This is a genomic window from Pantoea sp. USHLN298, assembly GCF_037149395.1.
Taxonomy (GTDB): Bacteria; Pseudomonadota; Gammaproteobacteria; order Enterobacterales; family Enterobacteriaceae; genus Pantoea; species Pantoea astica.
In genome coordinates, this window is record NZ_JBBCRO010000003.1 from 620,101 (window position 1) to 643,109 (window position 23,009).

Annotated in this window: 25 protein-coding genes and 2 pseudogenes; 21 read left to right on the plus strand and 6 right to left on the minus strand. The window is 49.5% G+C overall.

The features are described from left to right. Nucleotides 1-473: 473 nt before the first annotated feature. Nucleotides 474-845: a hypothetical protein gene (locus WFK59_RS10805; protein WP_336755769.1), complete on the plus strand. Its 372-nt coding sequence runs from the start codon at nt 474-476 to the stop codon at nt 843-845. A gap of 115 nt (nt 846-960) precedes the next feature. Here the strand turns inward: WFK59_RS10805 and WFK59_RS10810 are convergent, their stop codons facing one another. After that, nucleotides 961-1,410 (minus strand): hypothetical protein, encoded by a 450-nt coding sequence (locus WFK59_RS10810; RefSeq protein WP_313188824.1) that lies wholly within the window; start codon nt 1,408-1,410, stop codon nt 961-963. A gap of 174 nt (nt 1,411-1,584) precedes the next feature. Between WFK59_RS10810 and WFK59_RS10815 the strand changes: the two genes are divergently transcribed. The 12 genes and pseudogenes from WFK59_RS10815 to WFK59_RS10865 all read left to right on the plus strand — a co-directional run. Further along, nucleotides 1,585-1,803: a hypothetical protein gene (locus WFK59_RS10815; protein ID WP_069729677.1), complete on the plus strand. Its 219-nt coding sequence runs from the start codon at nt 1,585-1,587 to the stop codon at nt 1,801-1,803. A gap of 56 nt (nt 1,804-1,859) precedes the next feature. Further along, nucleotides 1,860-2,132, plus strand: coding sequence for a hypothetical protein (locus tag WFK59_RS10820; protein WP_336755770.1), 273 nt, complete (start codon nt 1,860-1,862; stop codon nt 2,130-2,132). 125 nt (nt 2,133-2,257) lie between these two features. Continuing rightward, nucleotides 2,258-3,994, plus strand: a complete 1,737-nt coding sequence (locus WFK59_RS10825; RefSeq protein ID WP_336755771.1) for a DUF262 domain-containing protein — start codon at nt 2,258-2,260, stop codon at nt 3,992-3,994. 215 nt (nt 3,995-4,209) lie between these two features. Then, the gene (locus WFK59_RS22100; protein ID WP_442956308.1) at nt 4,210-4,416 is read left to right on the plus strand and encodes a ParE family toxin-like protein; all 207 of its coding nucleotides are present in this window, start codon (nt 4,210-4,212) and stop codon (nt 4,414-4,416) included. 104 nt (nt 4,417-4,520) lie between these two features. Continuing rightward, nucleotides 4,521-4,745 carry a hypothetical protein gene (locus WFK59_RS10830; protein ID WP_336755772.1) on the plus strand — a complete coding sequence of 75 codons (225 nt, stop codon included), beginning with the start codon at nt 4,521-4,523 and terminating at the stop codon, nt 4,743-4,745. A 137-nt stretch (nt 4,746-4,882) separates the two neighbouring features. Further along, complete coding sequence (locus WFK59_RS10835; RefSeq protein WP_336755773.1) at nt 4,883-5,086, plus strand: hypothetical protein; 204 nt, start codon at nt 4,883-4,885, stop codon at nt 5,084-5,086. Further along, the gene (gene gamL, locus WFK59_RS10840) at nt 5,083-5,445 is read left to right on the plus strand and encodes a host nuclease inhibitor GamL (protein WP_336755774.1); all 363 of its coding nucleotides are present in this window, start codon (nt 5,083-5,085) and stop codon (nt 5,443-5,445) included. Before WFK59_RS10835 ends, gamL begins: the two co-directional genes overlap by 4 nt. Then, nucleotides 5,442-5,672 (plus strand): ANR family transcriptional regulator, encoded by a 231-nt coding sequence (locus WFK59_RS10845; protein ID WP_336755775.1) that lies wholly within the window; start codon nt 5,442-5,444, stop codon nt 5,670-5,672. The genes gamL and WFK59_RS10845 overlap by 4 nt, the downstream gene beginning before the upstream one ends. A gap of 1 nt (nt 5,673) precedes the next feature. Then, nucleotides 5,674-5,880 (plus strand): hypothetical protein, encoded by a 207-nt coding sequence (locus tag WFK59_RS10850; protein ID WP_336755776.1) that lies wholly within the window; start codon nt 5,674-5,676, stop codon nt 5,878-5,880. A 226-nt stretch (nt 5,881-6,106) separates the two neighbouring features. After that, nucleotides 6,107-6,310, plus strand: coding sequence for an excisionase (locus WFK59_RS10855; protein WP_069729684.1), 204 nt, complete (start codon nt 6,107-6,109; stop codon nt 6,308-6,310). After that, entirely contained in the window at nt 6,274-7,461 is a 1,188-nt protein-coding gene (locus tag WFK59_RS10860; RefSeq protein ID WP_336755777.1) for an Arm DNA-binding domain-containing protein, read from the plus strand. Before WFK59_RS10855 ends, WFK59_RS10860 begins: the two co-directional genes overlap by 37 nt. Before the next feature lie 192 nt (nt 7,462-7,653). Beyond that, a pseudogene (locus WFK59_RS10865) lies at nt 7,654-8,524 on the plus strand (DNA primase family protein); the annotation flags it as partial. A 130-nt stretch (nt 8,525-8,654) separates the two neighbouring features. Here WFK59_RS10865 and WFK59_RS10870 read toward each other — a convergent pair. Both WFK59_RS10870 and WFK59_RS10875 read right to left on the minus strand, forming a co-directional pair. Continuing rightward, nucleotides 8,655-9,662 (minus strand): nucleotidyltransferase domain-containing protein, encoded by a 1,008-nt coding sequence (locus WFK59_RS10870; protein ID WP_336755778.1) that lies wholly within the window; start codon nt 9,660-9,662, stop codon nt 8,655-8,657. A gap of 18 nt (nt 9,663-9,680) precedes the next feature. After that, entirely contained in the window at nt 9,681-10,715 is a 1,035-nt protein-coding gene (locus tag WFK59_RS10875) for an HD domain-containing protein (protein WP_336755779.1), read from the minus strand. 1,096 nt (nt 10,716-11,811) lie between these two features. Here WFK59_RS10875 and oxlT point away from each other — a divergent pair. Beyond that, entirely contained in the window at nt 11,812-13,086 is a 1,275-nt protein-coding gene (oxlT, locus tag WFK59_RS10880) for an oxalate/formate MFS antiporter (protein WP_336755780.1), read from the plus strand. Nucleotides 13,087-13,221: 135 nt separating this feature from the next. Here oxlT and WFK59_RS10885 read toward each other — a convergent pair. After that, a pseudogene (locus WFK59_RS10885) lies at nt 13,222-13,383 on the minus strand (hypothetical protein); the annotation flags it as partial. Nucleotides 13,384-13,667: 284 nt separating this feature from the next. Between WFK59_RS10885 and WFK59_RS10890 the strand changes: the two are divergent. The 7 genes from WFK59_RS10890 to WFK59_RS10920 all read left to right on the plus strand — a co-directional run bounded on the left by WFK59_RS10890 (nt 13,668) and on the right by WFK59_RS10920 (nt 20,122). Then, nucleotides 13,668-15,104 (plus strand): circularly permuted type 2 ATP-grasp protein, encoded by a 1,437-nt coding sequence (locus WFK59_RS10890; RefSeq protein ID WP_336755803.1) that lies wholly within the window; start codon nt 13,668-13,670, stop codon nt 15,102-15,104. Continuing rightward, complete coding sequence (locus tag WFK59_RS10895) at nt 15,098-16,024, plus strand: alpha-E domain-containing protein (protein ID WP_233987344.1); 927 nt, start codon at nt 15,098-15,100, stop codon at nt 16,022-16,024. The genes WFK59_RS10890 and WFK59_RS10895 overlap by 7 nt, the downstream gene beginning before the upstream one ends. Continuing rightward, a complete protein-coding gene (locus WFK59_RS10900; protein WP_336755781.1) occupies nt 16,021-16,803 on the plus strand; it encodes a transglutaminase family protein in 783 nt (260 codons plus the stop codon). Before WFK59_RS10895 ends, WFK59_RS10900 begins: the two co-directional genes overlap by 4 nt. A gap of 79 nt (nt 16,804-16,882) precedes the next feature. Further along, nucleotides 16,883-17,611, plus strand: coding sequence for a proteasome-type protease (locus tag WFK59_RS10905; protein WP_233987342.1), 729 nt, complete (start codon nt 16,883-16,885; stop codon nt 17,609-17,611). A 279-nt stretch (nt 17,612-17,890) separates the two neighbouring features. Next, the gene (locus tag WFK59_RS10910; RefSeq protein WP_094119791.1) at nt 17,891-18,136 is read left to right on the plus strand and encodes a DUF2543 family protein; all 246 of its coding nucleotides are present in this window, start codon (nt 17,891-17,893) and stop codon (nt 18,134-18,136) included. 309 nt (nt 18,137-18,445) lie between these two features. Next, the gene (locus WFK59_RS10915) at nt 18,446-18,934 is read left to right on the plus strand and encodes a cold-shock protein (RefSeq protein ID WP_031378050.1); all 489 of its coding nucleotides are present in this window, start codon (nt 18,446-18,448) and stop codon (nt 18,932-18,934) included. 333 nt (nt 18,935-19,267) lie between these two features. After that, nucleotides 19,268-20,122, plus strand: coding sequence for a PA4780 family RIO1-like protein kinase (locus tag WFK59_RS10920; RefSeq protein WP_233987341.1), 855 nt, complete (start codon nt 19,268-19,270; stop codon nt 20,120-20,122). A gap of 74 nt (nt 20,123-20,196) precedes the next feature. On the opposite strand, the gene mgtU is transcribed toward WFK59_RS10920, so the two are convergent. Together mgtU and mgtA are read right to left on the minus strand one after the other, a co-directional pair. Then, entirely contained in the window at nt 20,197-20,283 is an 87-nt protein-coding gene (gene mgtU / locus WFK59_RS22105) for a magnesium transporter protection protein MgtU (RefSeq protein ID WP_442956310.1), read from the minus strand. A 10-nt stretch (nt 20,284-20,293) separates the two neighbouring features. Beyond that, nucleotides 20,294-22,996 (minus strand): magnesium-translocating P-type ATPase, encoded by a 2,703-nt coding sequence (gene mgtA, locus WFK59_RS10925; protein ID WP_336755782.1) that lies wholly within the window; start codon nt 22,994-22,996, stop codon nt 20,294-20,296. Between the last annotated feature and the right edge of the window lie 13 nt (nt 22,997-23,009).

Here is a 23,009-nt window from a genome sequence, read left to right on the forward strand (position 1 = left end):
ACCTCGCCTACAGCTGCCATGACTTTTCCTCTGGGTTGAACTTCCACGAACTTTCCTGGGGCAACCCTTAGTAACGCGTTTTTCACTGCGCTCTCCTAAAAATCGCTTACAAAACCTTATAGCGCTGCCTAAGGCAGGGCCTTTTTTCACCATATCTAATGGTTATACAACTATACCCTAGAGAAATAAATCCCTCTGAGAAGTTATTCATTCCGCCATCAGCCATTCTAATAACTACATGATAATTAAAAAAAATTATTTAAATCATTGCAAAGTTGAGTCGAATAACGTTGACAGTGTAAATAACCCAGGCTATTTTCTTGGTTATTACAGCTCGTTTCGGGTATTGCCCAAAGGAGCAGATCTTTAACAACGAGCAGGAAGCTCTACGGAGGGTGCCGAGAACGCACCGAACCTCAGGTTACTGAGTGCATTGTTGCGACAGTGCAGCCAGTAACTTAACGGAGGGATGTATGGCGAAAATCAGCTATGGCAGATCTGTTAAACCTGTAGCCAAAAACAATGCCCGGGCACGCCGGCATATGCGGCGCATGCTTGAGGCGATTGCGTGCCGCAAGATTGAAGAAATTCTGGCTTCAGAGCTGGGATGGGAGCCGCCAGCACGGGCTACTGAACTCTGCCGGGCGGAAAACCATTGCAGGCGAGCAGTAACCGATCGCGTAAGTAAGGCCGTGGAGACGGAAACCGAATATCACAAACAGATTATGGCTGGCGCTGCGAAGTATCCTGATTACCGAATGAACTCTCAATTCACCAAAGTTTGCAACGAGGCAGGTCGACAAATACACGCCGTCCAGAAAAAATGCCGATTCGGTAATAACTGATATTTTATTCACTAATCTAGAGCGGCTAAGTTATGATATTAAATAGCTAATTCTATTTATAAACAATTACGACACTAATTACATCTAAAACCACGAAAGGGTTCAATCACAAAAATTATTTTTGCTTATTGCTTTTACTTCGCTCAAGTGCAAATAGAGGATAACAAAGCAATGCCATCGCAAAAACCGTATAGCTAGTCAATAGATTTACAGTAACCTTGTCATCTGGCCCCGAAAGCATAAAGAAATCAAAATAGATAGAAAGGAAGACCCCTACCATCACATTCATAATAAAGTAAATTATAGCTGCTATTTTTTCTTTATATTTAAAATACGGGAAAACATAAAATACTCTGGCGAGCCTACGTTTAGGGAAGTACGATAAAAACCAGAAAAAACCAATGTGTATGGTAGCCCATATCATTGAATCAGGAGGGTTATTGAAATCAAGTTTTCCGGCCATCCAATTATAGACAATTAAGCCAAGCAAGCCATATACCATGGCCATAAGTATAGAATAGAGATTCTGAAAGTATGTGGAACTAGTTTCCTTGTTGATATCCATATCGAAGCCTCATTGCAATCAAATAAAAGGTCACATTATTGATGTGTGCTTTAAATTAAAATTTCATAAAACAGAAAACCATTATTGTCTCAAAAGAATGAAGATTCAAGAAATGTTTCGAATAAATTCTCACACTCTCATTCCTATGTTGTTATGACGAAACCGGAGAAAACTATGCACAAAAACAAACCTTCGCGTGTGCTGAGCCAGAAAGAAATGCGCAGCCTCGCTCTTGTTCACGTGCAGGCGTATGTCAATGCCTGTCACTGCCAGTCCCGCCGCGATGTGCTGCTTGCGCTGGCCCACTGGCAGGATGTGGGCGTGAACATGAGTGATTTCATCAGAAATACGCGCCTCATCGTCATTGATGAAAATGGCAAACACGAGCTTTAAGGAGCCGTTCCGCCAGCCCTTAGCCGACAGCATATTCACCTGACCCGGAGGTCACTATGCAACATCGTGAGACTGCAGAAAAAGCCACAGAAGCGCTGCTGAATGTGGCTTATCAGCTGTGTTCATTAATAAATATGTTCGAAGCGAGTGAGAAGGAGGGAAAAATCAGTAAAGAAGAAGGAGAAACATACCGGCGCGCCGTAATGGCCTCAATAGATGAATTACTGACTTCCATCCTCACGCCCATTGTCGACATTCACCCTGATTTACGGCCTTCAGGCTGCTGTTGCTGTGCAGATCCAGAAGCAGACAAGGGCGAACAGCCGTAACGACGTCCCTGATAGCGCAAACATAACCGCCCTCTGTGGCGGTTTTTTTACTTGGAAATTTTCCAAATGTGACGTTCTACAAGTTGGCTATATCACTTTACTATATTAGGATAGGAACAAGGAAAATGAATATTAAAAGAGAATCATCAATGGCAACTTTAAGTTTTAACACTGAAAATCAGACCTTTAGTAACTTGATGGGAAGACCTGTAAAATACAGAGTACCTCCATTCCAGCGAGATTATTCATGGGAAGAAGATCATTGGGACGATTTTTGGCAGGATACGCTCTCTCTGGTAGATTCAATAGAAGATGAATCTCATTATATGGGATATTTGGTTTTACAATCATCTGATAATGCCACCTATAGCATTATTGATGGACAGCAAAGGCTTACAACCGTTAGCATCTTAATATTGGCAGGCTTGGATTTCTTAAACCAATTAATTAACGAGGGAATTGATTCAGAAAAAAACAAAACCCGTAAAGAGGAAATAACTAAGCGGTACATCGGCTTTATTGACCCTATTACATTAGAAACCCAATCAAAACTAGAATTGAATAGGCATAACAATAGTTTTTACCAAACATATCTAGTTCTTCTGGATAAGATACCGCAACGCGGATTAAACTCATCCGAACATAAATTGCGCAAAGCATTTATATGGTTTGGAGATAAAATAAAAAACCATATTGTAATTAGCGAAGGTGGAGGTGAGCGACTTGCCTCATTCTTATTGAAGCTTCTTGATAGGCTTTTTTTTACCGTGATCACAGTCACTGATGAACTTAATGCATTCAAAGTATTCGAAACACTAAACGCTCGTGGAGTCAGATTGTCATCAACGGACTTGCTCAAAAACCTCATATTTTCCACAATCAGCAATGATGATTTGCATAACTATCAATTTAAGCAACTTGAAGATCGCTGGGAAAGAATTGTTGGTGCCTTAGGCGGTGAAGCATTACCGGAATTCCTAAGAGTTTTTTGGAATAGCAGAAATAAACTTGTAAGAAAAGCCGATTTATTCAAGGTAATCAAACGTTCAATTATTTCTAAAGAAGAGGCATCTTTGCTTCTTAGAGATTTAGGCTATACGGCTGACATTTACGCTGCGCTTCGTGACCCAACAGATAATCGCTGGAATACTGATGAAGCTAATGCAATTGAACAATTAAACATGTTTAATGTCAGGCAGCCAATTGCAATGTTGATGGCATGCTACTTAAATTACTTCGAAAATGATAGAGAGTCCTTTACCAAAACGATAAAAGCAATATCCGTCATATCGTTCCGGTATAATGTCATATGCAACCTGAAAACTTATGAGCAAGAAAAGCTTTATAGCGACATTGCTGTTAAGATTCATAATAAATTCTACAATAATATAACCAACCTAATTAGCGAGCTGAAAGTCATATATCCTGACGATAACGTGTTCAGATCAGCATTCTCTGAAAAATCCCTCAAAACAACTAGCGCCAGGAATAAAAAGGTGGTTCGCTATGTGCTGGCAGAAATAGAAAGGAATGCTTCAGGAAATGCTTACGACTTTAACGACTCAATATATAATCTGGAGCATATCTTACCAGAAAACCCGAACTCCGGATGGGAGGGTTTCGATGATCAAGCCTATGAGAAAAACGTTTACCGTATTGGCAATATGACTTTAATGAAAAAGAGCGACAACAGAGATATAGGCAACCTTCCCTACGCTCATAAAGTGTCGACATATGCTAAAAGCACTTTCAGAATCACCAGTTCAATCATTGATAATTATCATGAATGGAATCCGAGTTCTATTTCATCAAGACAACTATCTATGGCTAAAAAAGCATGCTCCATCTGGAGGATAAACTGAATACAAATAAACCCTTGTCCAAACCGCCCGCTGTGGCGGTTTTTTTTATCCTGATGGGAGACCAGACATGATTATCCCTGTAAAGAATGGCCGGTTCATTTTCACGGCCTGCACGTTAAACAGAAGCCGCAGATTTTCAGCTTCAATGATGGCGTTTCCCGTGTCCATGTACCGCGACTGGACGCAACCTGTGGCGCTGGAATGAGGTAAAGCCGATGCCCAAACCGCATGCACCCGCCCGGATAAAGCGGCGCGCCGAAGGGATTATGCGTTTATGGCGTGCAGGACAAATCCGGGCGAGGCGAACCTGTCGTGACAGATACCTCACGCTTCGGGTCACCCCGCAATGGCGACTCCTCTCCAGAGATAACGGACAGCATTGGGAGTTGCTCAGTCACGCAGATTATGACAAACAGATTTAAGGCCAGCGCTTCGCTTAAGCGCCCCGCTGGCTTAGGCAGTCAATCATCCATATTTAATCACTGGCCTTCTGCTGAGGACGGGCCAGCGCGATTAAGGAGTAACCGTGAAAATTGATTACATCACCAATGGTGTGCGTTCGATACTCACCATCAAGAGCTTCATTTTATGCCTTTCTGAGCATATCCGTGTTGTTGACGCTGCACTGGAAGCCGCCCCTGAAGCTGATGTCACAACTACCGGCATTATTATTCTCCGGACACTGATATCAGGTGATCCGGTGAGTATCTTTGCCGCGCTGAACGCCGCAAGACAAGAGGAGGAGTATTGAACTACCCCCCTTTAACGGGTTGTGGTCTTGTCCGGTAAATTTCCATTTTACCTTCTGGCCACACCTCTTTCTGACAGCCAGCCCGGCTTTTCACTAAGCGTATTCGTTTAACCCAACTGTTCAAAGGACCATTTCCCATGATGCATTCACACATCAGGGGCGATGCCGCTTTTGCTCGCCCTTTTCACGCCATCCGCGATATCGAGTTTGCACCGGATAACATTCTGACCGGAGCCAGTTTCGCGTCCTCGCCTCCGCCAGCCCTGCCGCCTCAGCCACCGCTGCTGCAGAAAGGGCTGGACCGCGTAGTTGAAATTCTTCTGCAGGAGGGTAAGCCATGATGCCGTATATCCAGCTGGAGCGCCGCCGGGATCAGCTCAGCGCGGAAGAGCTGGCCACCATAAAAAAAGAGCAGTGGATTGATGACGAAACCGCACGGCTGATTCAGCGCTTTCCGCCACAGCTTGCCGGCTTTCGTCACTGGCGGCAGGATCCGGAAGTGAAAGCATGCTGTGAACAGGCCGGTGCCGATGACGTTTATCAGGATTTCATCTGGAAACTGGCTTTCCTGCAGGCGCAGCGCAATTACACACGGTGTCACGCTGATGAACCCGTCCACCAGCCAGAGCGTCCGGCCGGGCGTAACGCCGTATCCTCCTGTCGGGGCACGGTCCGTATGCATCGGGGGACGGCGCAATGAAAAAAGCCGTTTCCCTGCAGAAGCCCACGCCCTATATGCGGCTGGCCAGGATTGCTGCTGAGGCTGAAAATGCCGGTGCTTACGGATTTGCCGCAGCAGCATGGAAAGCAGCGGCCGGCCTGGCCCTGCGTGAGAGCAACAGGCAATGGGCGGAAGAACGCTGCGCGCTCTGTGAAAACGCACTCAGGCGCGAATGGGGCGTGATCAAACCTGAGAAGGAGAAATGACATGAATGCCTCTGAGATACCTTATGCACAACTTTGCAGTACGGACTGCAGTCTGTTAGCCATCACGCTGCTGGTATTGCTGACTGTACTCGGGATCCTGATCCAGCTGGCTGTGGTCTTTTCCATCATTCATCTGGTACTGCACGACAGCACCGGCTCTCCTTCACCCGGCCGGAAAAAACATCCGCATGCCGCAGGTTACTCATGAGGAAAACATCTTATGCAGGTCTGCTCAAATCCGTTCGCCGGTTCGGCTGCATCTTCATGGTTTCCGTAACGATCGGGGCCGGGCTGATGACGGGGCTGCTCTGCGTCGCGGCATCCTTATCCATGCTGCTCAAGCTGTCCAGCCACTGATGCCGATGCCCGGTCTGTGCCGGGTATCGTTTCGGTAAATCACCACTGCCACGGCAGTTTCACTCTGAGAGGTAAATATGCTGAATCTACAGTGCGTTCCTATTTCTCTTTACTGCAGGGAAACCGGAGAAACCCCGGACGCTATCACCAAACGCGTGCAGCGGGGTTTCTGGCGGGAGGGTATTCAGGTACTGAAAGTCAGCGGCGCTAAGGAACGCTGGATCGATTTGAATGAGGTCAGTAAATGGGCACGACAGACGTCAGACTACCGCGGGGAGTAACCATCCGCCGGCACCGGAATGAAACGACAATAAACATTACCTTTACCTATAAAGGTGTGAAGTGCAGGGAGCCGCTGTCACACCTGACGGTAAATGCCAGGAACATCAGATATGCGGAGAGGTTGCTGGGTGAGATCTACAACCACATCGGAAGAGGTACGTTCAGTTATGCCGATTACTTTCCAAAATCGTCCAAGCTCAGGCTGTTTGGTAAAACCGGTAACGCCTGCCAGGTTAAACACTACCTGAGTGAGTATCTGGCCATCTGTCAGACCCGCAACCTGTCCCCCTCGACAATCCGTGGCTATAAAAAATGCATGGATGCGCTGCGGGATCTGCATGAGGTGCGCGCGGCTGAGCTGACGCCGGCGTTACTGAAAAACTGGATCAAGGCGCAGACCACCGTGCTAAAGACCATCAGGAATCAGCTGTCATTCCTGCGCTCAGCCCTGGATGAAGCGGTAATCGATGGTGTCATTCCGGTAAATCCGGTCACGCTGGTCAAGGCGTCCCGCTACCGGAGCCAGCGTCCGGAGGAGAGCCGGTATGTCGTCGATCCCCTGTCACCCGACGAAGTCAGCGCCCTGCTTCATGCTGCCGGTAATCAGCAATGGGAAAATCTTTTCCGGTTTGCTATCAACACGGGGCTGCGGAGTTCAGAGCTGTGTGCGCTGTCGTGGAAAGATATCGATGCAGAGAAGCGCCAGGCCAGCGTCCGGAACGCCAGCGTGGTTGGCATAATCAAGACCACCAAGACCCGGGCCGGCAGGCGAAAAGTGGATCTGAACGGTGATGCTCTCGCGGCACTCGCCAGTCAGAAAATGTTCACCTTTGAAAAGGGAGAGTTTGTTTTTGAAGATCCGAAAACCGGACAGCCCTGGGCGAGTGCGGATGCCATACGCAAAAAGGCCTGGGTCCCTACGATTAAGAAGGCAGGCATCCGGTACCGCAATCCCTACCAGACCCGGCACACGTTCGCCACCCGACATATCAGTCAGGGCGCAAACCTTTTCTGGCTGGCTTCGCAGATGGGACATAAAGGACCGGAAATGCTGTTCCGCCACTATGGGGCCTACCTGGAAGAGTATGACGGTCACACGGTTAAAAGAGTGCTGCGCCTCGCAGATAATCCCTCAAAAGGAGCCGCATGAACAGTCGCGTACCCTTTTCAAAAAATACTGCTTTTATTTCATTTAATTACGGAGGGTTCAGCCGTGTTCAACTCCCGCCAGCTCCACCAAAATTCTTGGTTGATGGTTACCAGAACCATCATCGAAGTCCTGAAAGCCCGCAAGGTGAAAGCCTCGCGGGCTTTTTTGTGTCTGTGATTTTGCGAATTGTCATTTATGGTGCTGGCAAACCGGGTATGGCTGGAAGAGGTTTCTTGAGGTCACCGGCGGCGACAGTGGTAAAAGCATCATGGCGGAAATCGCCACCATGCTGGCCGGAACGGACAACACCACCTCCGCGACCATCGAAACACTGGAGTCGTCGCGCGAACGTGCGGTGGTGATTGGCTACTCGCTGATTATCCTGCCCGACCAGGAAAAGTGGAGCGGCGACGGCGCGGGCATCAAGGCGATTACCGGCGGCGATGCGGTGTCCGTGGATCCTAAGTACCGCGATGCCTACTCAACCCACATTCCGGCGGTGATTCTGGCGGTGAACAATAACCCGATGCGCTTCAGCGATCGCAGCGGTGGAGTTTCGCGTCGCCGGGTAATCCTGACCTTCCCGGAGGTGATACCGGCTAAAGAGCGCGATCCGCAGCTGCTGGACAAAATCAGCGCCGAGCTGGCCGTGATTGTTCGCCATCTAATGCAGCGCTTCGCGTCACCCGATGAAGCACGCGAGCTGTTGCAGGCGCAGCAAACATCCGGCGAAGCACTGGAGATAAAGCGACAGGCCGATCCGCTGGTCGATTTCTGTGGCTACCTGATGCCGCTGAGCACGCCGAACGGGCTGTTTATTGGTAACGCCAATATTCGCCCGCTGAATCCGAAGCGCTATCTCTATCATGCGTACTTGTCGTTTATGGAATCGCGCGGTCATCAGCACCCGCTCAGCCTGACGGCTTTCGGCCAGGCAGTGCCGCAGACACTCAAAGAATATGAGCGCGTGTTACTCAAACGCCGTACTAATAATGGCATACAAACAAATTTGACATTACATGAGGATAGCGAGGCAGATTGGTTGCCCGCATGTAACGTCTAATAACATCATTTCACGTAAACCGGCTTAGGCCGGTTTTTTATATTTAATACAATTATCAATCTCAGCCAAGGTCCGTTAAGAGCGAACAGCGGAAATTAGCAACTGAGTCGCCCCGTTGACAGTCTAAAAATTAAAAAATAAGCGCCGTGTGAATTTGATGCTCTGGAGGGAATATTGAGTTTAATAGTTGATATAAGCTATTAGTAAATTTAGTACTACGCTCGCTCAGATCAACATATAATGGCTTATTTAGCCTTTCGTTTTTGTCTTTTATGTCCTCAAGAATATCTCTTTTACCTCTATTACCTAGACATAAAAGAAAATATTCATACTCGCTGAAGATTTCATTTATTGTTTCACTAAAACCCTCATCCGAACTCTCATTCGCTATATTGAAAACCCGCTCTAAGGGTGACTTTTCAAGTAAGGATGATAAATAATTAACTCTATCTTCAGTTCCAAGATTTTGATCACTAGCTGCAGCGATTGTCATTATTCCTGCAAAGTATAGTAGTTTCCTAGAGAATCTTAGCTTTATATTTCTTGTTCCCCATGACTTTCCATCGGCATCTACTTTGTGCTGGAAGTCAGTAGTTATAGTTCTATAATATCTAATTATATCGTTCAATAGATATTTGTCGATTTTTCCATCACTCGATGAATTTAAATATTTATTAATAAGTGTTTTTCTGTAGCTATCGAAAAGCAATTCATTATAAATAGCTTTTCCTTCTAATAAGAACAGCATACGCCTTGTTAAAGATTGATTTGTATCCTGATTCCCACCAATATTTGCAAGAATGCTATCGAAGACATCAACTGCATCAGCACCGAAAGTACCAGTATCTCCTGCCTCTTTTTTAATATATTTGTTTATGCATTCTTCTATGTCTTTCTTTTTTTCTAGCATAAAATCTTTCGTTGAAGTTTTATCACAAAATATAAAAAGGTCCATATCAGACTCTACGGATGCTTCATGCCTGCCAAAGGATCCTGTTGTTATAATTGTAAACTCTACATCCTTGTGCACTTCAAACATCGAATCCAAATCATGCTTAAGTTTTGATAAAATATCTTTACTATAGGATATTGATGAGTCTATATTTGTGTGTGTTTTTATCAAGTCATCATAAGACATCTTTTTTCTCCGCTTCAGTTAAAAATTTACTTCCCGGTAAATGTTAAGTTCATCATTATCTATTATTTTTTTATGCTTGCTATTTATGTATCTTTTTTTAATGTTTTCTTCATGTAACACCACTTCATATTTTCTTGTTGTGTACTCTAAATCATAACTTTTTATACAAGATGGCATATCATTGTTTTTTAATGCTGATAGCCATTTGAACAACATTGAGTACTTACCTCTCCAGTTCTTCTCTTCCGCAAAAAGATCTTTGTGTTCAATTTTATTGTATTCAATAAAGAAAATCTGGCTTGCTTTGTCAGACAAGATTCCATGCTTTGTATTTATGAAATTATTGTAAACAAATTGCTTCGTTTTCCAAAAATCGTCTAAAGTTTGTAATCTTTTTGATTTGCTTATGCAAGCATTATCTATAAATGCAGCTCTAGCAATAGATATTCTGTTTAAAACATTACTTTGATTTATCCCTTTATATTCAACACACCTTATTATTCCATCTATTGTGTCGGCATTTATTTTACTATTGAATATATCTGCGCCATCGTCTTTTGCTTCAAAATTAAGAAGACTTACAATGAAATTAATATCAAAACTCTTAGAAAGAGCGTCTTTTAGTCCACTATCCTTCCATGCACTGCCATTAATAATATTTTCGCCAATTTCATGGTGTCCATACCCAAAGTGCTTTTGGATATAAGGCTCAGCACTGTGTGATAGGGGTATATGGCCTATATCATGAAGTAATGCTGCGGCCACGATATGCTCTTTAAGCTCGTGGCTATAATTTCGTTCTGTTGCAATGTAATTGGCTATTCCTGCAACAAATAATGAGTGAGATGCTCTATTTCTATCTATATTAGATAGATAATTTCTTTCACTATAATCGATGGCACCTAAAAAGGATATATCAAATAGCCGCTTAAAAGCAGCTGTTTGAATTATACCTAACAATGTCTCGGAATTTTGTAGATCTTTAACCCAATATCCGATACTTTCTTTTTCAATGTCATTATCATTGTCAGGGATGTTAAAAAACTGTTTCATACACTCCCTCTAAAATCACCTGTGAAAAGTTGACTTTAACATCTAATCGCCTCTTTTGCGTACTAAATCTAAGCATGAATGTACATCATCATTAGAAATCATAAGTACAGATAAAAGAAAAAACACTCATTACGTAAATTATTAATTATAAATCAGATAGTTATTCATTTTAAATGTGTGGAAAAGCTTAAGATGACAAGCCTCTTTAGTGGCTCAAAGCACCCTAAGTTTATCTATAGTGGCGTACCAAATTTGTCCACATAAACAGTGCTGAAAATGTCAGCTCCTGGCACAAAGATAACCATTGACAACAGTAGCACCTCATAGCTTCAAATTGCGGATAGTAGCTTGGATAGCTTTTTTTATCATCTTGGCTAAGGTGATCACCTTAAGTGCACACTAGTGTACATCCCGCCCCAAACCATTCACCACCTAACCCAATGAATTTAATAAAAAAAACAAAATTGAACAGTATGAACACTTTTTCATAAAATCATTTTTTGGGATTTTAGGCTAGCTGTTAATAATTCTAGCAAAGCCGTTCCGGGGTATGAAATCCTACAATTGGTACACGTTTAGGTACACGCACCAAAGCTGAATTTAATAAAAACACTTAATTTCATAAGCTTGAAGAGCCTATTCAGATTCCGCCAGCCCTTCCTGGTGATGGTTACCAGAACCATCGTCGAAGTCCTGAAAGCCCGCACGGCACAAGCCTTGCGGGCTTTTTGTACCCCCAATCCGGGAATTTCAGGCAACTGGTCAACTTTTTCGATAAACGTCTTTAGTGCATCATCTCGGAAATCAATTAGTGCATCATCCTGGAAATCAAAAGGTACCGGATGGCTTTTCTGGCAATCAACCCTCTCCTACGCACCATCTCAGCGCACTGATTTTTTGCACTCCATAACATTCACTTCCCTAATCATTCCATTACCAATTGAATTTAATGACTTTTTCAAACTGGCACACATCCTGCTAATGGCTTTACGTCTACATCTGCGTATCGGGATGAAGGTTCCGGGGATTGAGCATTAGCAGGCAATTCGACAAAAAAGTGGTTAAGCAGAGCAAAGCGTAATTTTGGAGACAGATAATGGCCTTGATGAGCGAACCGGTGGTAATAGCGAAAAACAGCAAGTGGGTACAGCTTCTGCTTGGATTACTTTGCATGGCGTCAATTTCCAGCCCGCAGTATGTCTGGACGCTGTTAACCAAACCTATGATTGCCAAACTCGGCGTCGGACTGGCGGAACTACAGGTAACGTTCTCGCTGCTGATTATTCTGCAGACCTTCTTCTCACCCTTCCAGGGTCGGCTGGTAGAGCGTTTTGGCCCACGTCTGCTGATCTCTATCGGTACACTGATGGCGGGTTTTAGCTGGGTAATCGCCGCCCGGGTCAACAGCCTGACTTCACTGTATCTGGTCTATGGCTGCCTTGGCGGACTGGGTACGGGTATTGTTTATATCGGCGTGGTGGGACTGGTAATGAAGTGGTTTCCACAGCAGCGCGGTTTTGCCGCCGGAACCGTGGCGGCGGGCTACGGCATGGGGGCAATTTTTACCACCTTCCCGATTTCCATTTCTCTAAACAGCTACGGGCTGGAACAGACAATGACCCTATTTGGCCTGCTCTTTGCCGCCGTGGGTTTTCTCGCCAGTCAAAGCCTGAGACTGCCTGAAACCAGCATGACGAAGTCGGTCAACAAAATACCGTCGCCTGTGCCGGACCAGCGCCAGTTCAGCTCCGGAGAAATGCTGCGCCAGCCACTGTTCTGGCTGATGTTCATCATGATGACCATGATGTCGACATCGGGACTGATGGTGACCTCGCAGATGGCAATTTTTGCCGAAGACTTCGGCATCAGCAAGGCGGTAATTTTCGGTATGGCCGCGCTGCCCCTGGCGCTGACTATCGACCGTTTCACTAACGGTTTAACACGCCCACTGTTTGGTTTTATTTCTGACCGCTACGGCCGCGAAAATACTATGTTTGTTGCCTTCGCGCTGGAAGGTGTTGCGATGACGCTGTGGCTTGCCTGCCGCGAAGATCCGTTGCTATTCGTACTGCTTTCAGGCGTAGTGTTCTTTGGCTGGGGTGAAATCTTCTCGCTGTTCCCATCCACACTGACCGACACCTTTGGCAGTGAAAATGCTTCAGCGAACTATGGTTGGTTGTATATCTCACAGGGTATCGGCGCAATCTTTGGCGGTCCGCTGGCGGCACTGATGTATCAGCACACCCATAACTGGCACCTGGTCTTTGGCTGCGCTATTACCTTCGACTTTATCACCGCGGGTCTGGCGTTATGGGTGCTCAAGCCCTGGCGTACGCGATTCCTGCACGCGCAAAATAATCTTTCACACTGATTATCGGGTAGTGAACAAAGCTCGTAAAACCGCTTCCCCGACGACGTGCAGTGCCATTGAAAATATCCCGTCAGTCAGGCTGCGGACACAGAAAACAGCCGGGACCTCAACCGTCCCGGCCAGAACCTTACGCCAGAAACTATCATCAACCGCAGCGAAATACCTGCTGCCATCTTCGTTATAGCTATAGTCGTCACGGTTGAGATTTTTATCGGTCAGATTCAGAACCCCTGTGCGGATCTTTACCGTTTTATTCGCCTTATACGACTCGCCTGTATTCCAGATGGAGTATCCGCCCAGCGCATCGGAACAGTATAAGGACGACATTAGCCCGCGTACCACTTCGATAGGTTTGATCGATTCCGCGGGGATCCAGCTCAGATTGGAATCGTTATGTCGGAGGTGGTTTTTCTCCACCACGGCACACTAAGCGCCATATTAAGACACTCCCGCGCTGAGCCTGCACCAAAAAAGGGCATTGGACGTTGCAACATTACCGCTTTGCACCGTTTCGCTTCTTCAGATGCTGGCACACTTTATGCTTGAGTAGATTGACAGCCTTTAACGTCTGCGAGGTGACGATGCTGAATATCAATCTCTCCGCTTCACCCTTTTTTGATGAGATGCTTCTGGCTGAAGGTGAGCACCGTGACCACTACGCCGCCTACTGGCAATGGCTGCAACAGGCTGATCATCAGGCTGTACAGCGCAAGCGGGAAGAAGCCGCCCTCCTGTTTCACCGGGTAGGTATTACCTTCAATGTCTACGATGACGATAATGGTGCTGAACGGTTGATCCCGTTCGACAGCGTGCCACGTATTATACCGGCCGCCGAATGGGCCATGCTCGATGCCGGCATCCGCCAGCGTGTGCAGGCACTCAACGCCTTCCTCTACGATATCTACCATGAACAACATATTCTGAAGGCGGGAATCATTCCGGCAGAACAGGTTCTGGCTAACGAACAGTATCAACCCTGTATGCAAGGTGTTGATCTTCACCGTGATATCTATGCGCATATTGTTGGCGTAGATATGGTGCGCAACAGTGATGGCGAATATTACGTCCTGGAAGATAACCTGCGTACCCCCTCCGGCGTCTCTTATATGCTGGAGAACCGTAAAATGATGATGCGGCTCTATCCGGAACTCTTTGCGCAGCAACGTATTGCTCCCGTAGAACGCTATCCGTCGCATCTGCTACAAACGCTTCGCGAAAGCTCACCCATTAACGATCCCACCGTGGTGGTATTGACCCCAGGCCGCTTTAACAGCGCTTACTTCGAACACAGCTTCCTGGCCCAGCAGATGGGCGTTGAGCTGGTTGAAAGCGCCGATCTGTTCGTTAAGGATGGCATGCTGTTCATGCGCACAACTGCCGGGCCATGCAGAATACATGTCATCTATCGTCGGGTTGATGATGCCTTCCTCGATCCGCTGGCATTCCGCCCGGACTCCATGCTCGGCGTACCGGGACTGCTGTCGGTTTACCGGGCTGGCAATGTCGTCCTGGCCAACGCCATCGGCACTGGCGTAGCTGATGACAAATCAATCTATCCTTACGTACCGGATATGGTGCGCTTTTATCTGCAGGAAGAACCGATCCTCAATAACGTGCCAACCTGGCAGTGCAGACATAAAAATGAGCTGTCGTATGTGCTGGCCAACCTCGAAAAAATGGTCGTGAAAGAGGTTCACGGTGCTGGCGGTTACGGCATGTTGATTGGACCCGCCGCGAACAAAGCTGAGCTCGCCCACTTCCGTGACCTGTTGCTGGCTCGTCCGCAGAATTATATCGCGCAAAACACGCTGGCGTTGTCCACCTGTCCCACTTTTGTCAACGACGGCCTGGCCCCACGTCATATCGATCTCCGACCCTTTGCGCTGAGTGGTGCGGAGATTCGACTGGTGCCCGGCGGCCTTACCCGCGTGGCGTTGACGGAAGGTTCGCTGGTCGTCAATTCGTCACAGGGCGGCGGAACCAAGGACACCTGGGTACTGGAGGATGATATATGCTGAGCCGGACAGCCAGTGAACTCTATTGGATGGCCCGCTATCTGGAGCGGGCAGAAAATATCGCCAGGGTACTGGACGTCACCAACAAGCTGTCGATGATGCCAATCCGCAATGGGGGTAATCATGATCTGCTGGTACCGCTCAACCTGACCAGCACCAGCGAGCTGTATGCTGAGACCAACCTGACACTGACGATGCCCAATCTGGTCAGTTTTTTCGCCCTGGATAGCCGGAATTACAGCAGCATTTTTAGTTGTCTGCAGATGGGCTGGAACAACGCGCATGCGGTACGTGGCAGCCTGTCATCCGAAGTCTGGGAATGTATCAATGCCACCTGGATCGCGATGAAATCGATACGCCGTCAGGGCATAGGCTCAGACGGTGCCGATGCCTTCTTTGACTGGGTGAAAGAGCGATCTCATCTGTTCCGTGGTGCCATGTTCGGTACCCTGCTCCGCAGCGACGCGATGCACTTTATTCGTCTCGGGACGTTGCTGGAACGGGCTGATGGCACTGCCCGTCTGCTGGAGGTGAAAAACAGACTGATGGATATTGATGACGATCCGGTGCGCGAATATTACCGCATGGACACACTGCTGCAGGCGGTAAGCGCGCGCGAAGCCTACCATAGTATTTATAAGCAGCCGCTGAGCCGGGAGACCATCGCCGAACTGATGATCCTGCGCAACGAGCTGCCGCGTTCGTTGCTGGCGTGTATCAACGATATGGTTCAGCAACTGGAGCTGATAGGTGGCCGTGCAAACCAGCCACGCCGCCTGGCGCACATCCTGCACGCCGAGTTGCGCTTCAGTTCCATGAAAGACCTCAGCAGAATCGGGCTGAACAACTGGCTGGAAGCCTTTCTCACCCAGTTAAACGAGATCGCCGAAAGTATTCATCACACTTATCTGGAGGCGCAATGAAACTTAGCATTGAGCACAACACGCATTATCGCTACGACCAGGCGGTGCAACGCAGTATCCAGTACCTGCGGCTGACGCCTCAGGAATCGTCTCATCAACGCATACTATCCTGGGAACTGACCTTACCGGATAAGGCGGTTTGCACCACTGATGCCTTCGGCAACATCATGCATGTGCTGACACTCGATGAACCGCATGAGTCCATCACCATTCAGGCACATGGCGTGGTGGAGATTGAACACGGCATTGAAGATCAGGCTCAGGGGCATCTGTCGCCGCTAGTTTTCCTGCGCCACAGTCCGCTGACCCAGCCCGATGCGGCGATTCAGGCTTTTGCCCTGCACTATTATCAACCCCAGGCGATTCTGACCACCCTGGAAAACCTGATGGGAGACCTGCTGCTCAGGATGCCTTACACCCCAGGCTCTACCCTTGTGACCGACAGTGCCGCTGAGGCTTTCGCCGCGGGTAGCGGAGTGTGCCAGGATCATACTCATGTCTTTCTGAGCTGCTGTCGTAGCCTGAATATACCGGCACGCTACGTTAGCGGTTACCTGCACAGCAAAGATTCTGCACATGTCGCGACCCATGCCTGGGCCGAAGTTTGGGTGGAAGACCGCTGGCACTGCTTTGACATTACCAACAATACCCGTATACCTGATCAACATCTTAAACTTGCTGTGGGTATTGATTACCTGGATGCCTGTCCGGTACGCGGTTTACGCATTGGCGGTGGATACGAAGATATGTGCGCGATTGCCGCGGTACAAATGATGTAAATTGACCTGTAGCGACTTGCTGGTGGTGAAAACTTCATGCACGCTGATGGCGTGCAAATTTTTTTGAGGGGAGTGTGGTATGACCTATTGTGTGGCCATGCGCCTGTCATCCGGGCTGGTCTTTGCATCCGATTCACGTACCAATGCTGGGGTGGATCACATTTCCACCTTCCGTAAACTACATGTGTTTCATCAGGACGGCGATCGTACGCTGGTGCTTCAGACTGCCGGTAATCTGGCGACCACTCAAAGTATTATCAGTCTGCTGCGACACCGCAGCAGGAATGCCGATTGTCCCAATCTGCTGAATGCCGCCAGCCTTTACGAGGCCGCTTCCCTGGTTGGAGAGACGGTTCGTGAGGTGATCCAGCGTGACAGTGAGGCACAACAGAATGGCAGTACGACAGATTTCAGTTGCAACCTGCTGCTCGGCGGTCAAATCAACGGGGATGATATTGGTCTGTTCCATATTTACCCACAGGGTAATTTCATCGAAGCAACTCGCGATACGCCCTATTTCCAGATTGGTGAAAGCAAGTACGGCAAACCGATTATTGACCGGGTGCTGCACTACGACATGTCTCTGGAGCAAGCGATGCAATGCGCGCTGATTTCACTGGATTCGACCCTGCGCAGCAATCTCTCTGTTGGCCTGCCGCTCGACGTCATGATCTACCCTTGTGATAGCTTCAGCGATGCCCGGCAATACCGCATTACCGAAGACCATCCCTACTTCACGACTATCCGTAAAGGCTGGGGAGAAGGCTTAGTCAGCACCTTCAAACAACTACCGCCGCTCCTTCTCTAGTCAGATAAGGCAATAAAGCCGGATTCAGTCAAAAGCGAACCCCCTAACATCCAGGCTGATAGTTTTTTACACCACTCTGTATCAATACTTTTTCTTCGTTGTGGCCGACGGGGCGGTCACTTAACCCGAAATAACCGCTGTTCACTCCACATTTTCCTTCTATCTACTGACATCCACTCCCCTTTACAGCCCCCGCCTAAACACGAAATAATAACCCCGCTACTTACGCCATCGAGCGCAGGCAGCATCTGACCAGCACTTCAACTTAGCGGACTCTTTATGACTAACGACATTCCCCTCAAGTACTACGACGTCGCAGATGAGTATGCGACCGAATCCGCTAAGCCGGTGAGCGATGCAGAACGCACACCGCTGGCGCACTACTTCCAGTTACTGATCACGCGTCTGATGAATAACGAGGAGATCAGTGAAGAGTCGCAGCAGGAGATGGCCACGGAAGCGGGCATTGATGCTGAGCGTATCGATGAGATCGCGACCTTCCTCAACCAATGGGGTAACGAGTAACCTTACCCGAATGCGCCGGGCGGTCAGCAGGTGACGATAGTGACCTTGTCCGCCCGGATATACTCCCTGCGCCATAACCGCACCGTCAGCGTCATCTCCCGCGCCCTTCCCCATTTCTCTGCCGGCCAACTCATCGTGAGCACTTTCACAGCCACAGATCCCTGATGGCCCGACACCGTTCAACGCGTCACCGGATTGCTCTCTTACCGGTCAGAAATTATCATTCACACGGATATAGTCTGCGCAGGCATTGTGCTTTACACTGCGCGCTGTAAAAAACTGAGTAGATAAACGATTAAACAGGCGGTAATGGCGATGAACGGAACAATCACAACCTGGTTCAAAGATAAGGGTTTTGGTTTTATCAAAGATGAAAACGGTGAGAACCGCTATTTTCATGTGATTAAGGTCGCCAACCCTGATCTGATCAAGAAAGATGCTGCAGTGACCTTTGAACCCACCACCAATAACAAAGGCCTGTCGGCCTATGCGGTGAAAGTGGTGCCGGAAAGCAAATACATCTTTATCGCGGGTGAGCGCATCAAGATCACTGCGATCAAATCTTACCTGGTCTACAGCGAAGAAGTGCCGGTCGACACCCGCATCGATAAAGAGAATCCGGTGCTGTCGGTGGGCGTGCTGCTAAGCAACATCCGACCGAAATCAGACGTAAAGCCCGGTGAAATGCGTTCGCTGAAGAAGCTGGCAATCACTACTTTTCAGGGTTCGACCTTAATCTTCACCGAAGATGAGATCGACATCGAGAGCACGGTGAAGCTGCTCAAGGGTCTCAAGTAATCTCTGGCTGGCCGGAATCCTGCCCCTGGCCCGCGCAGGATTTCGCCATCCCGCTTCCGACCTGGTGAAGCATAACCTCCCGTCCGCTATGCCTCAGCCTGTTGTGAGCTGCCTTAGCCTCAGTGATTCCCAGGTCAGCCTGCCCGCTGACGCCACTGAATCCGCTGCTTCAGAGAAAACCATCGCGATCAGCCGAAGCGAGAAAGGATCATCTTCCTAAAACCTTTTTCCAGGGTAGAATTAGTCACTTCCTTTAGACGTTGCCAATTTTTTTCTATTATCGCCGTTAGTGTTATTGATACGAAAAGGGGCTGAAATAAGGTATAAAGCCGCATGAAAATCCCAAACAGAATCCAGCCTCTGGTCGATGATGGCCTGATTGATGACGTGCTTCAGCGACTGAAAAGTGGCAAAGAAGCTGACGTCTACACCGTGTTATGCGGTGACAAGATCCAGTGCGCCAAAGTCTATAAAGAAGCCACGCAGCGTAGCTTCAAGCAGGCAGTGCAGTATCAGGAAGGACGTAAAACCCGTAACAGCCGTAGCGCCCGCGCCATGCAGAAAGGCTCGAAGTTTGGCCGTAAGCAGCAGGAGGAGTCGTGGCAGACGGCTGAAGTGGATGCGCTGTTCCGTCTGGCGAATGCCGGTGTGCGCGTGCCGCAGCCTTATCTCTGCATTGACGGTGTGTTATTGATGGAGCTGGTAACCGACGCCAATGGCTCAGTCGCGCCGCGCCTCAGCGATGTCACGCTCTCCGAAGAACAGGCGCTCACTGATTTCAACACCATGATCCGTAATATCGTGCGCATGTTATGTGCCGGTATCGTGCATGGCGATCTATCAGAGTTCAACGTGCTGCTTGACGATCAGGGCCCGGTGATTATCGACCTGCCGCAGGCGGTTGATGCCGCAGCCAACAACCACGCCGAATCGATGTTCGAGCGTGATGTTAACAATATCACCGCCTACTACGGTCAGTTCGCACCGCAGCTGTTGCAGACCCGCTATGCCAAAGAGATCTGGCTGCTGTATGAAGATGGCAAGCTGACGCCGGAAACACCGCTTACCGGGAAGTTTGTGGAAGAGGAGCGCGTGGTCGATATGGATTCTCTGATGGATGAGATCATCACTGCAGAAGATGAATATTACGAGCGCCAGCGCGCCAGCCGTGAGCGCGACGAAGAGTAACTGCATCAAAAAAGGCAGCGAGTCGCCTCGCTGCCTCTCAATTACCACACTATTACCTCACTATCACAACGCCCTCACCGCACGATCACCGTCAGCGCAATCAGCGTTAAACCGATGATCATCACGCCGACAAACACTTTATCAATCCGGTCATTTTTCATCGTCGCCTCCCTAGAACCACTGACCAAAGCGGCGGATATATAAACGTTTCATGCCCTGCGCCACCAGGCAGTAGCTGAACAGCGTCAGCACCAGCCACGGGAAGTATTGCCATGGCAACGGCACCAGCCCGACCATCGCGCCCAGCGGTGAGAACGGAATCGCAATCCCCAGCGCCATTATCGCCAGCGTGGTCAGCATCACCGGCAAGGTGGCGCGACTCTGGATAAACGGAATCTTGCGGGTGCGCAGCATATGTACCACCAGCGTCTGAGAGAGCAGCCCCTCAATAAACCAGCCGGACTGGAACAGCGACTGCACACCAGCGTGGTTAGCCCCGAAGATGAACCACATCAGCGCAAAGGTAGTGACGTCAAAAATTGACGAGGTTGGTCCCATCCACAGCATAAAGCGTTTGATGTTACCGGCATCCCATTTGCGTGGCTGACGCAGAAAATCCCGGTCCACTTTGTCCCACGGCAGCGCCAGCTGGGAGACGTCATACATCAGGTTCTGAATCAGCAGATGAATCGACAGCATCGGCAGAAACGGAATAAAGGCGCTGGCGATCAGCAGCGAGAAGACGTTGCCAAAGTTCGAGCTGGCGGTCATGTTGAGGTACTTGATGATATTGCCAAAGGTTTCGCGTCCTTTCAGCACGCCCTCGCCCAGCACCTGCAGATCTTTCTCCAGCAGAATAATATCCGATGAGGCTTTCGCCACATCCGCCGCGCTGTCTACGGAAATACCGGTATCCGCCGCCCGCAGTGCCGGCGCGTCGTTGATGCCATCACCGAGAAAACCCACGGTATGACCATTCTGTTGCAGCAGGCGCACCACGCGGGATTTCTGCTGCGGCGTCAGCTGCGCAAACAGCGTGCAGCGTTCCGCCTCCTGCGCCAGTTGCGCATCGTCCATCGCCTCGATCTGATCACCGGTCAGCATTGCCGGATCGCGTAGCCCGACATCCTGGCAGACCCGCAGCGTGACCAGCGGGTTATCGCCGGTCAGCACTTTCACCGCGACGCCGTGGTCGCGCAGTGCCTGAATCGCTTTACCGGCGCTCGCTTTTGGCGGATCGCGGAAGGTCAGCAGCCCTTCCAGCGTCAGCTCCCGTTCGTCACTGTGGCTGAGCGGCGCCTGCAAATCGCTTTCGCGCGTCGCCACCAGCAATACCCGATAGCCCTGCTGGTTATAGCGTTGGGTCAGCGCCAGCAGTTCCGCCCGCAGGCGGTCATCCAGCGGAACGATCGCTTCGCCCTGGCGGATAGTGCTGCTCACCGCCAGCATCTCTTCCACTGCGCCTTTGCAAATCAGCAGCGAGCGATGGCGCGCGAGATCTTCCACCAGCACCGAAACCCGGCGGCGCTCGAAGTCGAACGGCAGCTCATCAACCAGGTGAAACTGGCTGCGCCGGGTCTGGCAGATCACTTTGTCGCCCGCCATCAGCACCGCCCGATCCATCAGATTTTTCGCGCCGCTCTGGCTACCGCTGTTTAGCCATCCCAGCAACAGCACCTCTCCATCTTCCTCTCCCTGCGGGTTGAGGTGGTGGGCCAGCAGAATGGTGTCCTGGGTCAGCGTGCCGGTTTTATCGGTGCACAGCACATCCATGGCACCCAGGTTCTGAATGGCGTTCAGCCGCTTCACGATCACTTTGCGCCGCGACATCGCAATCGCGCCTTTGGCCAGGTTGGCGCTGACAATCATCGGCAACATTTCCGGGGTCAGGCCGACCGCCACTGCCAGCGCAAACAGCGTGGCATCCATCCAGTCGCCTTTGGTGAAGCCGTTGATCAGCAGTACCACCGGCACCATCACCAGCATAAAGCGAATCAGTAACCGGCTGACGCTGTTAACCCCGCGATCAAAAGCGGTCTGCGGACGGCTTCCGGTCAGCGAGGCGGCCAGCGATCCAAACCAGGTTTCAGCGCCCGTCGCCACCACCACCGCGCTGGCCGTGCCGCTGGCGACGCTGGTGCCCATCAGACAAATGTTACTGAGCGTCAGTAACTCCTGGGCGGATTTGCCCTGCGGATCGACGGCGAGATTGCCGCTCTGTTTCTCTACCGGCAGCGATTCACCGGTCAGCACCGCTTCGCTGATAAACAGATTACGCGCACTCAGCAGCCGGACATCGGCAGGCACCTGATCGCCGGTACTTAACAGAATCACATCGCCCGGCACCAGTTCACGCATATCCACATCATGACGCTGCGCGGTGTCACTGTCGGCTTCGCGCCGCAGCACCGTGACCTGGGTGCGCACCAGAGACTTCAGCGCCTGCGCCGCACGGTTGGTGCGAAACTCCTGCCAGAAGCGCAGCAGACCACTCAGCAGCACCATGGTGGTAATGATGATCACCCCGGAGAGATCGGTTTCCTGACCGGCCCGCAGCGGCAGCAGATAGTCAGTAAACAGACTCACCAGCGCCAGCACCAGTAAGACGTATATAAACGGATTGTTGAAGGCCATCAGTAACTGAATCAGTGCCGGTGGCGCTTTTTCATGGGCGACCTCATTCGGGCCATACAGCGCCAGGCGGGCCGCCGCTTCGGTGTGGGTCAGGCCGTCCCGATCGCTACGCAGGTTCGCCAGCGTGACGTCGACAGGCTGGCCCGCTTCACGGGCAATCGCGAATAGTTTTTGATTTTTTTTGGTTGTACGGTTGGCGTCAGATTTGATCGCAACCTGTTCCAGTTTCATGTCGCTCATTTCGACATCTCCC

Bases quoted from the DNA above. Each gene is read 5' to 3' on its own strand.
- WFK59_RS10805 (WP_336755769.1), top strand. From the start codon at position 474: ATGGCGAAAATCAGCTATGGCAGATCTGTTAAACCTGTAGCCAAAAAC.
- WFK59_RS10810 (WP_313188824.1), bottom strand. From the start codon at position 1,410: ATGGATATCAACAAGGAAACTAGTTCCACATACTTTCAGAATCTCTAT.
- WFK59_RS10815 (WP_069729677.1), top strand. From the start codon at position 1,585: ATGCACAAAAACAAACCTTCGCGTGTGCTGAGCCAGAAAGAAATGCGC.
- WFK59_RS10820 (WP_336755770.1), top strand. From the start codon at position 1,860: ATGCAACATCGTGAGACTGCAGAAAAAGCCACAGAAGCGCTGCTGAAT.
- WFK59_RS10825 (WP_336755771.1), top strand. From the start codon at position 2,258: ATGAATATTAAAAGAGAATCATCAATGGCAACTTTAAGTTTTAACACT.
- WFK59_RS22100 (WP_442956308.1), top strand. From the start codon at position 4,210: ATGCCCAAACCGCATGCACCCGCCCGGATAAAGCGGCGCGCCGAAGGG.
- WFK59_RS10835 (WP_336755773.1), top strand. From the start codon at position 4,883: ATGATGCATTCACACATCAGGGGCGATGCCGCTTTTGCTCGCCCTTTT.
- gamL (WP_336755774.1), top strand. From the start codon at position 5,083: ATGATGCCGTATATCCAGCTGGAGCGCCGCCGGGATCAGCTCAGCGCG.
- WFK59_RS10845 (WP_336755775.1), top strand. From the start codon at position 5,442: ATGAAAAAAGCCGTTTCCCTGCAGAAGCCCACGCCCTATATGCGGCTG.
- WFK59_RS10850 (WP_336755776.1), top strand. From the start codon at position 5,674: ATGAATGCCTCTGAGATACCTTATGCACAACTTTGCAGTACGGACTGC.
- WFK59_RS10855 (WP_069729684.1), top strand. From the start codon at position 6,107: ATGCTGAATCTACAGTGCGTTCCTATTTCTCTTTACTGCAGGGAAACC.
- WFK59_RS10860 (WP_336755777.1), top strand. From the start codon at position 6,274: ATGGGCACGACAGACGTCAGACTACCGCGGGGAGTAACCATCCGCCGG.
- WFK59_RS10870 (WP_336755778.1), bottom strand. From the start codon at position 9,662: ATGTCTTATGATGACTTGATAAAAACACACACAAATATAGACTCATCA.
- WFK59_RS10875 (WP_336755779.1), bottom strand. From the start codon at position 10,715: ATGAAACAGTTTTTTAACATCCCTGACAATGATAATGACATTGAAAAA.
- oxlT (WP_336755780.1), top strand. From the start codon at position 11,812: ATGGCCTTGATGAGCGAACCGGTGGTAATAGCGAAAAACAGCAAGTGG.
- WFK59_RS10890 (WP_336755803.1), top strand. From the start codon at position 13,668: ATGCTGAATATCAATCTCTCCGCTTCACCCTTTTTTGATGAGATGCTT.
- WFK59_RS10895 (WP_233987344.1), top strand. From the start codon at position 15,098: ATGCTGAGCCGGACAGCCAGTGAACTCTATTGGATGGCCCGCTATCTG.
- WFK59_RS10900 (WP_336755781.1), top strand. From the start codon at position 16,021: ATGAAACTTAGCATTGAGCACAACACGCATTATCGCTACGACCAGGCG.
- WFK59_RS10905 (WP_233987342.1), top strand. From the start codon at position 16,883: ATGACCTATTGTGTGGCCATGCGCCTGTCATCCGGGCTGGTCTTTGCA.
- WFK59_RS10910 (WP_094119791.1), top strand. From the start codon at position 17,891: ATGACTAACGACATTCCCCTCAAGTACTACGACGTCGCAGATGAGTAT.
- WFK59_RS10915 (WP_031378050.1), top strand. From the start codon at position 18,446: ATGGCGATGAACGGAACAATCACAACCTGGTTCAAAGATAAGGGTTTT.
- WFK59_RS10920 (WP_233987341.1), top strand. From the start codon at position 19,268: ATGAAAATCCCAAACAGAATCCAGCCTCTGGTCGATGATGGCCTGATT.
- mgtU (WP_442956310.1), bottom strand. From the start codon at position 20,283: ATGAAAAATGACCGGATTGATAAAGTGTTTGTCGGCGTGATGATCATC.
- mgtA (WP_336755782.1), bottom strand. From the start codon at position 22,996: ATGAGCGACATGAAACTGGAACAGGTTGCGATCAAATCTGACGCCAAC.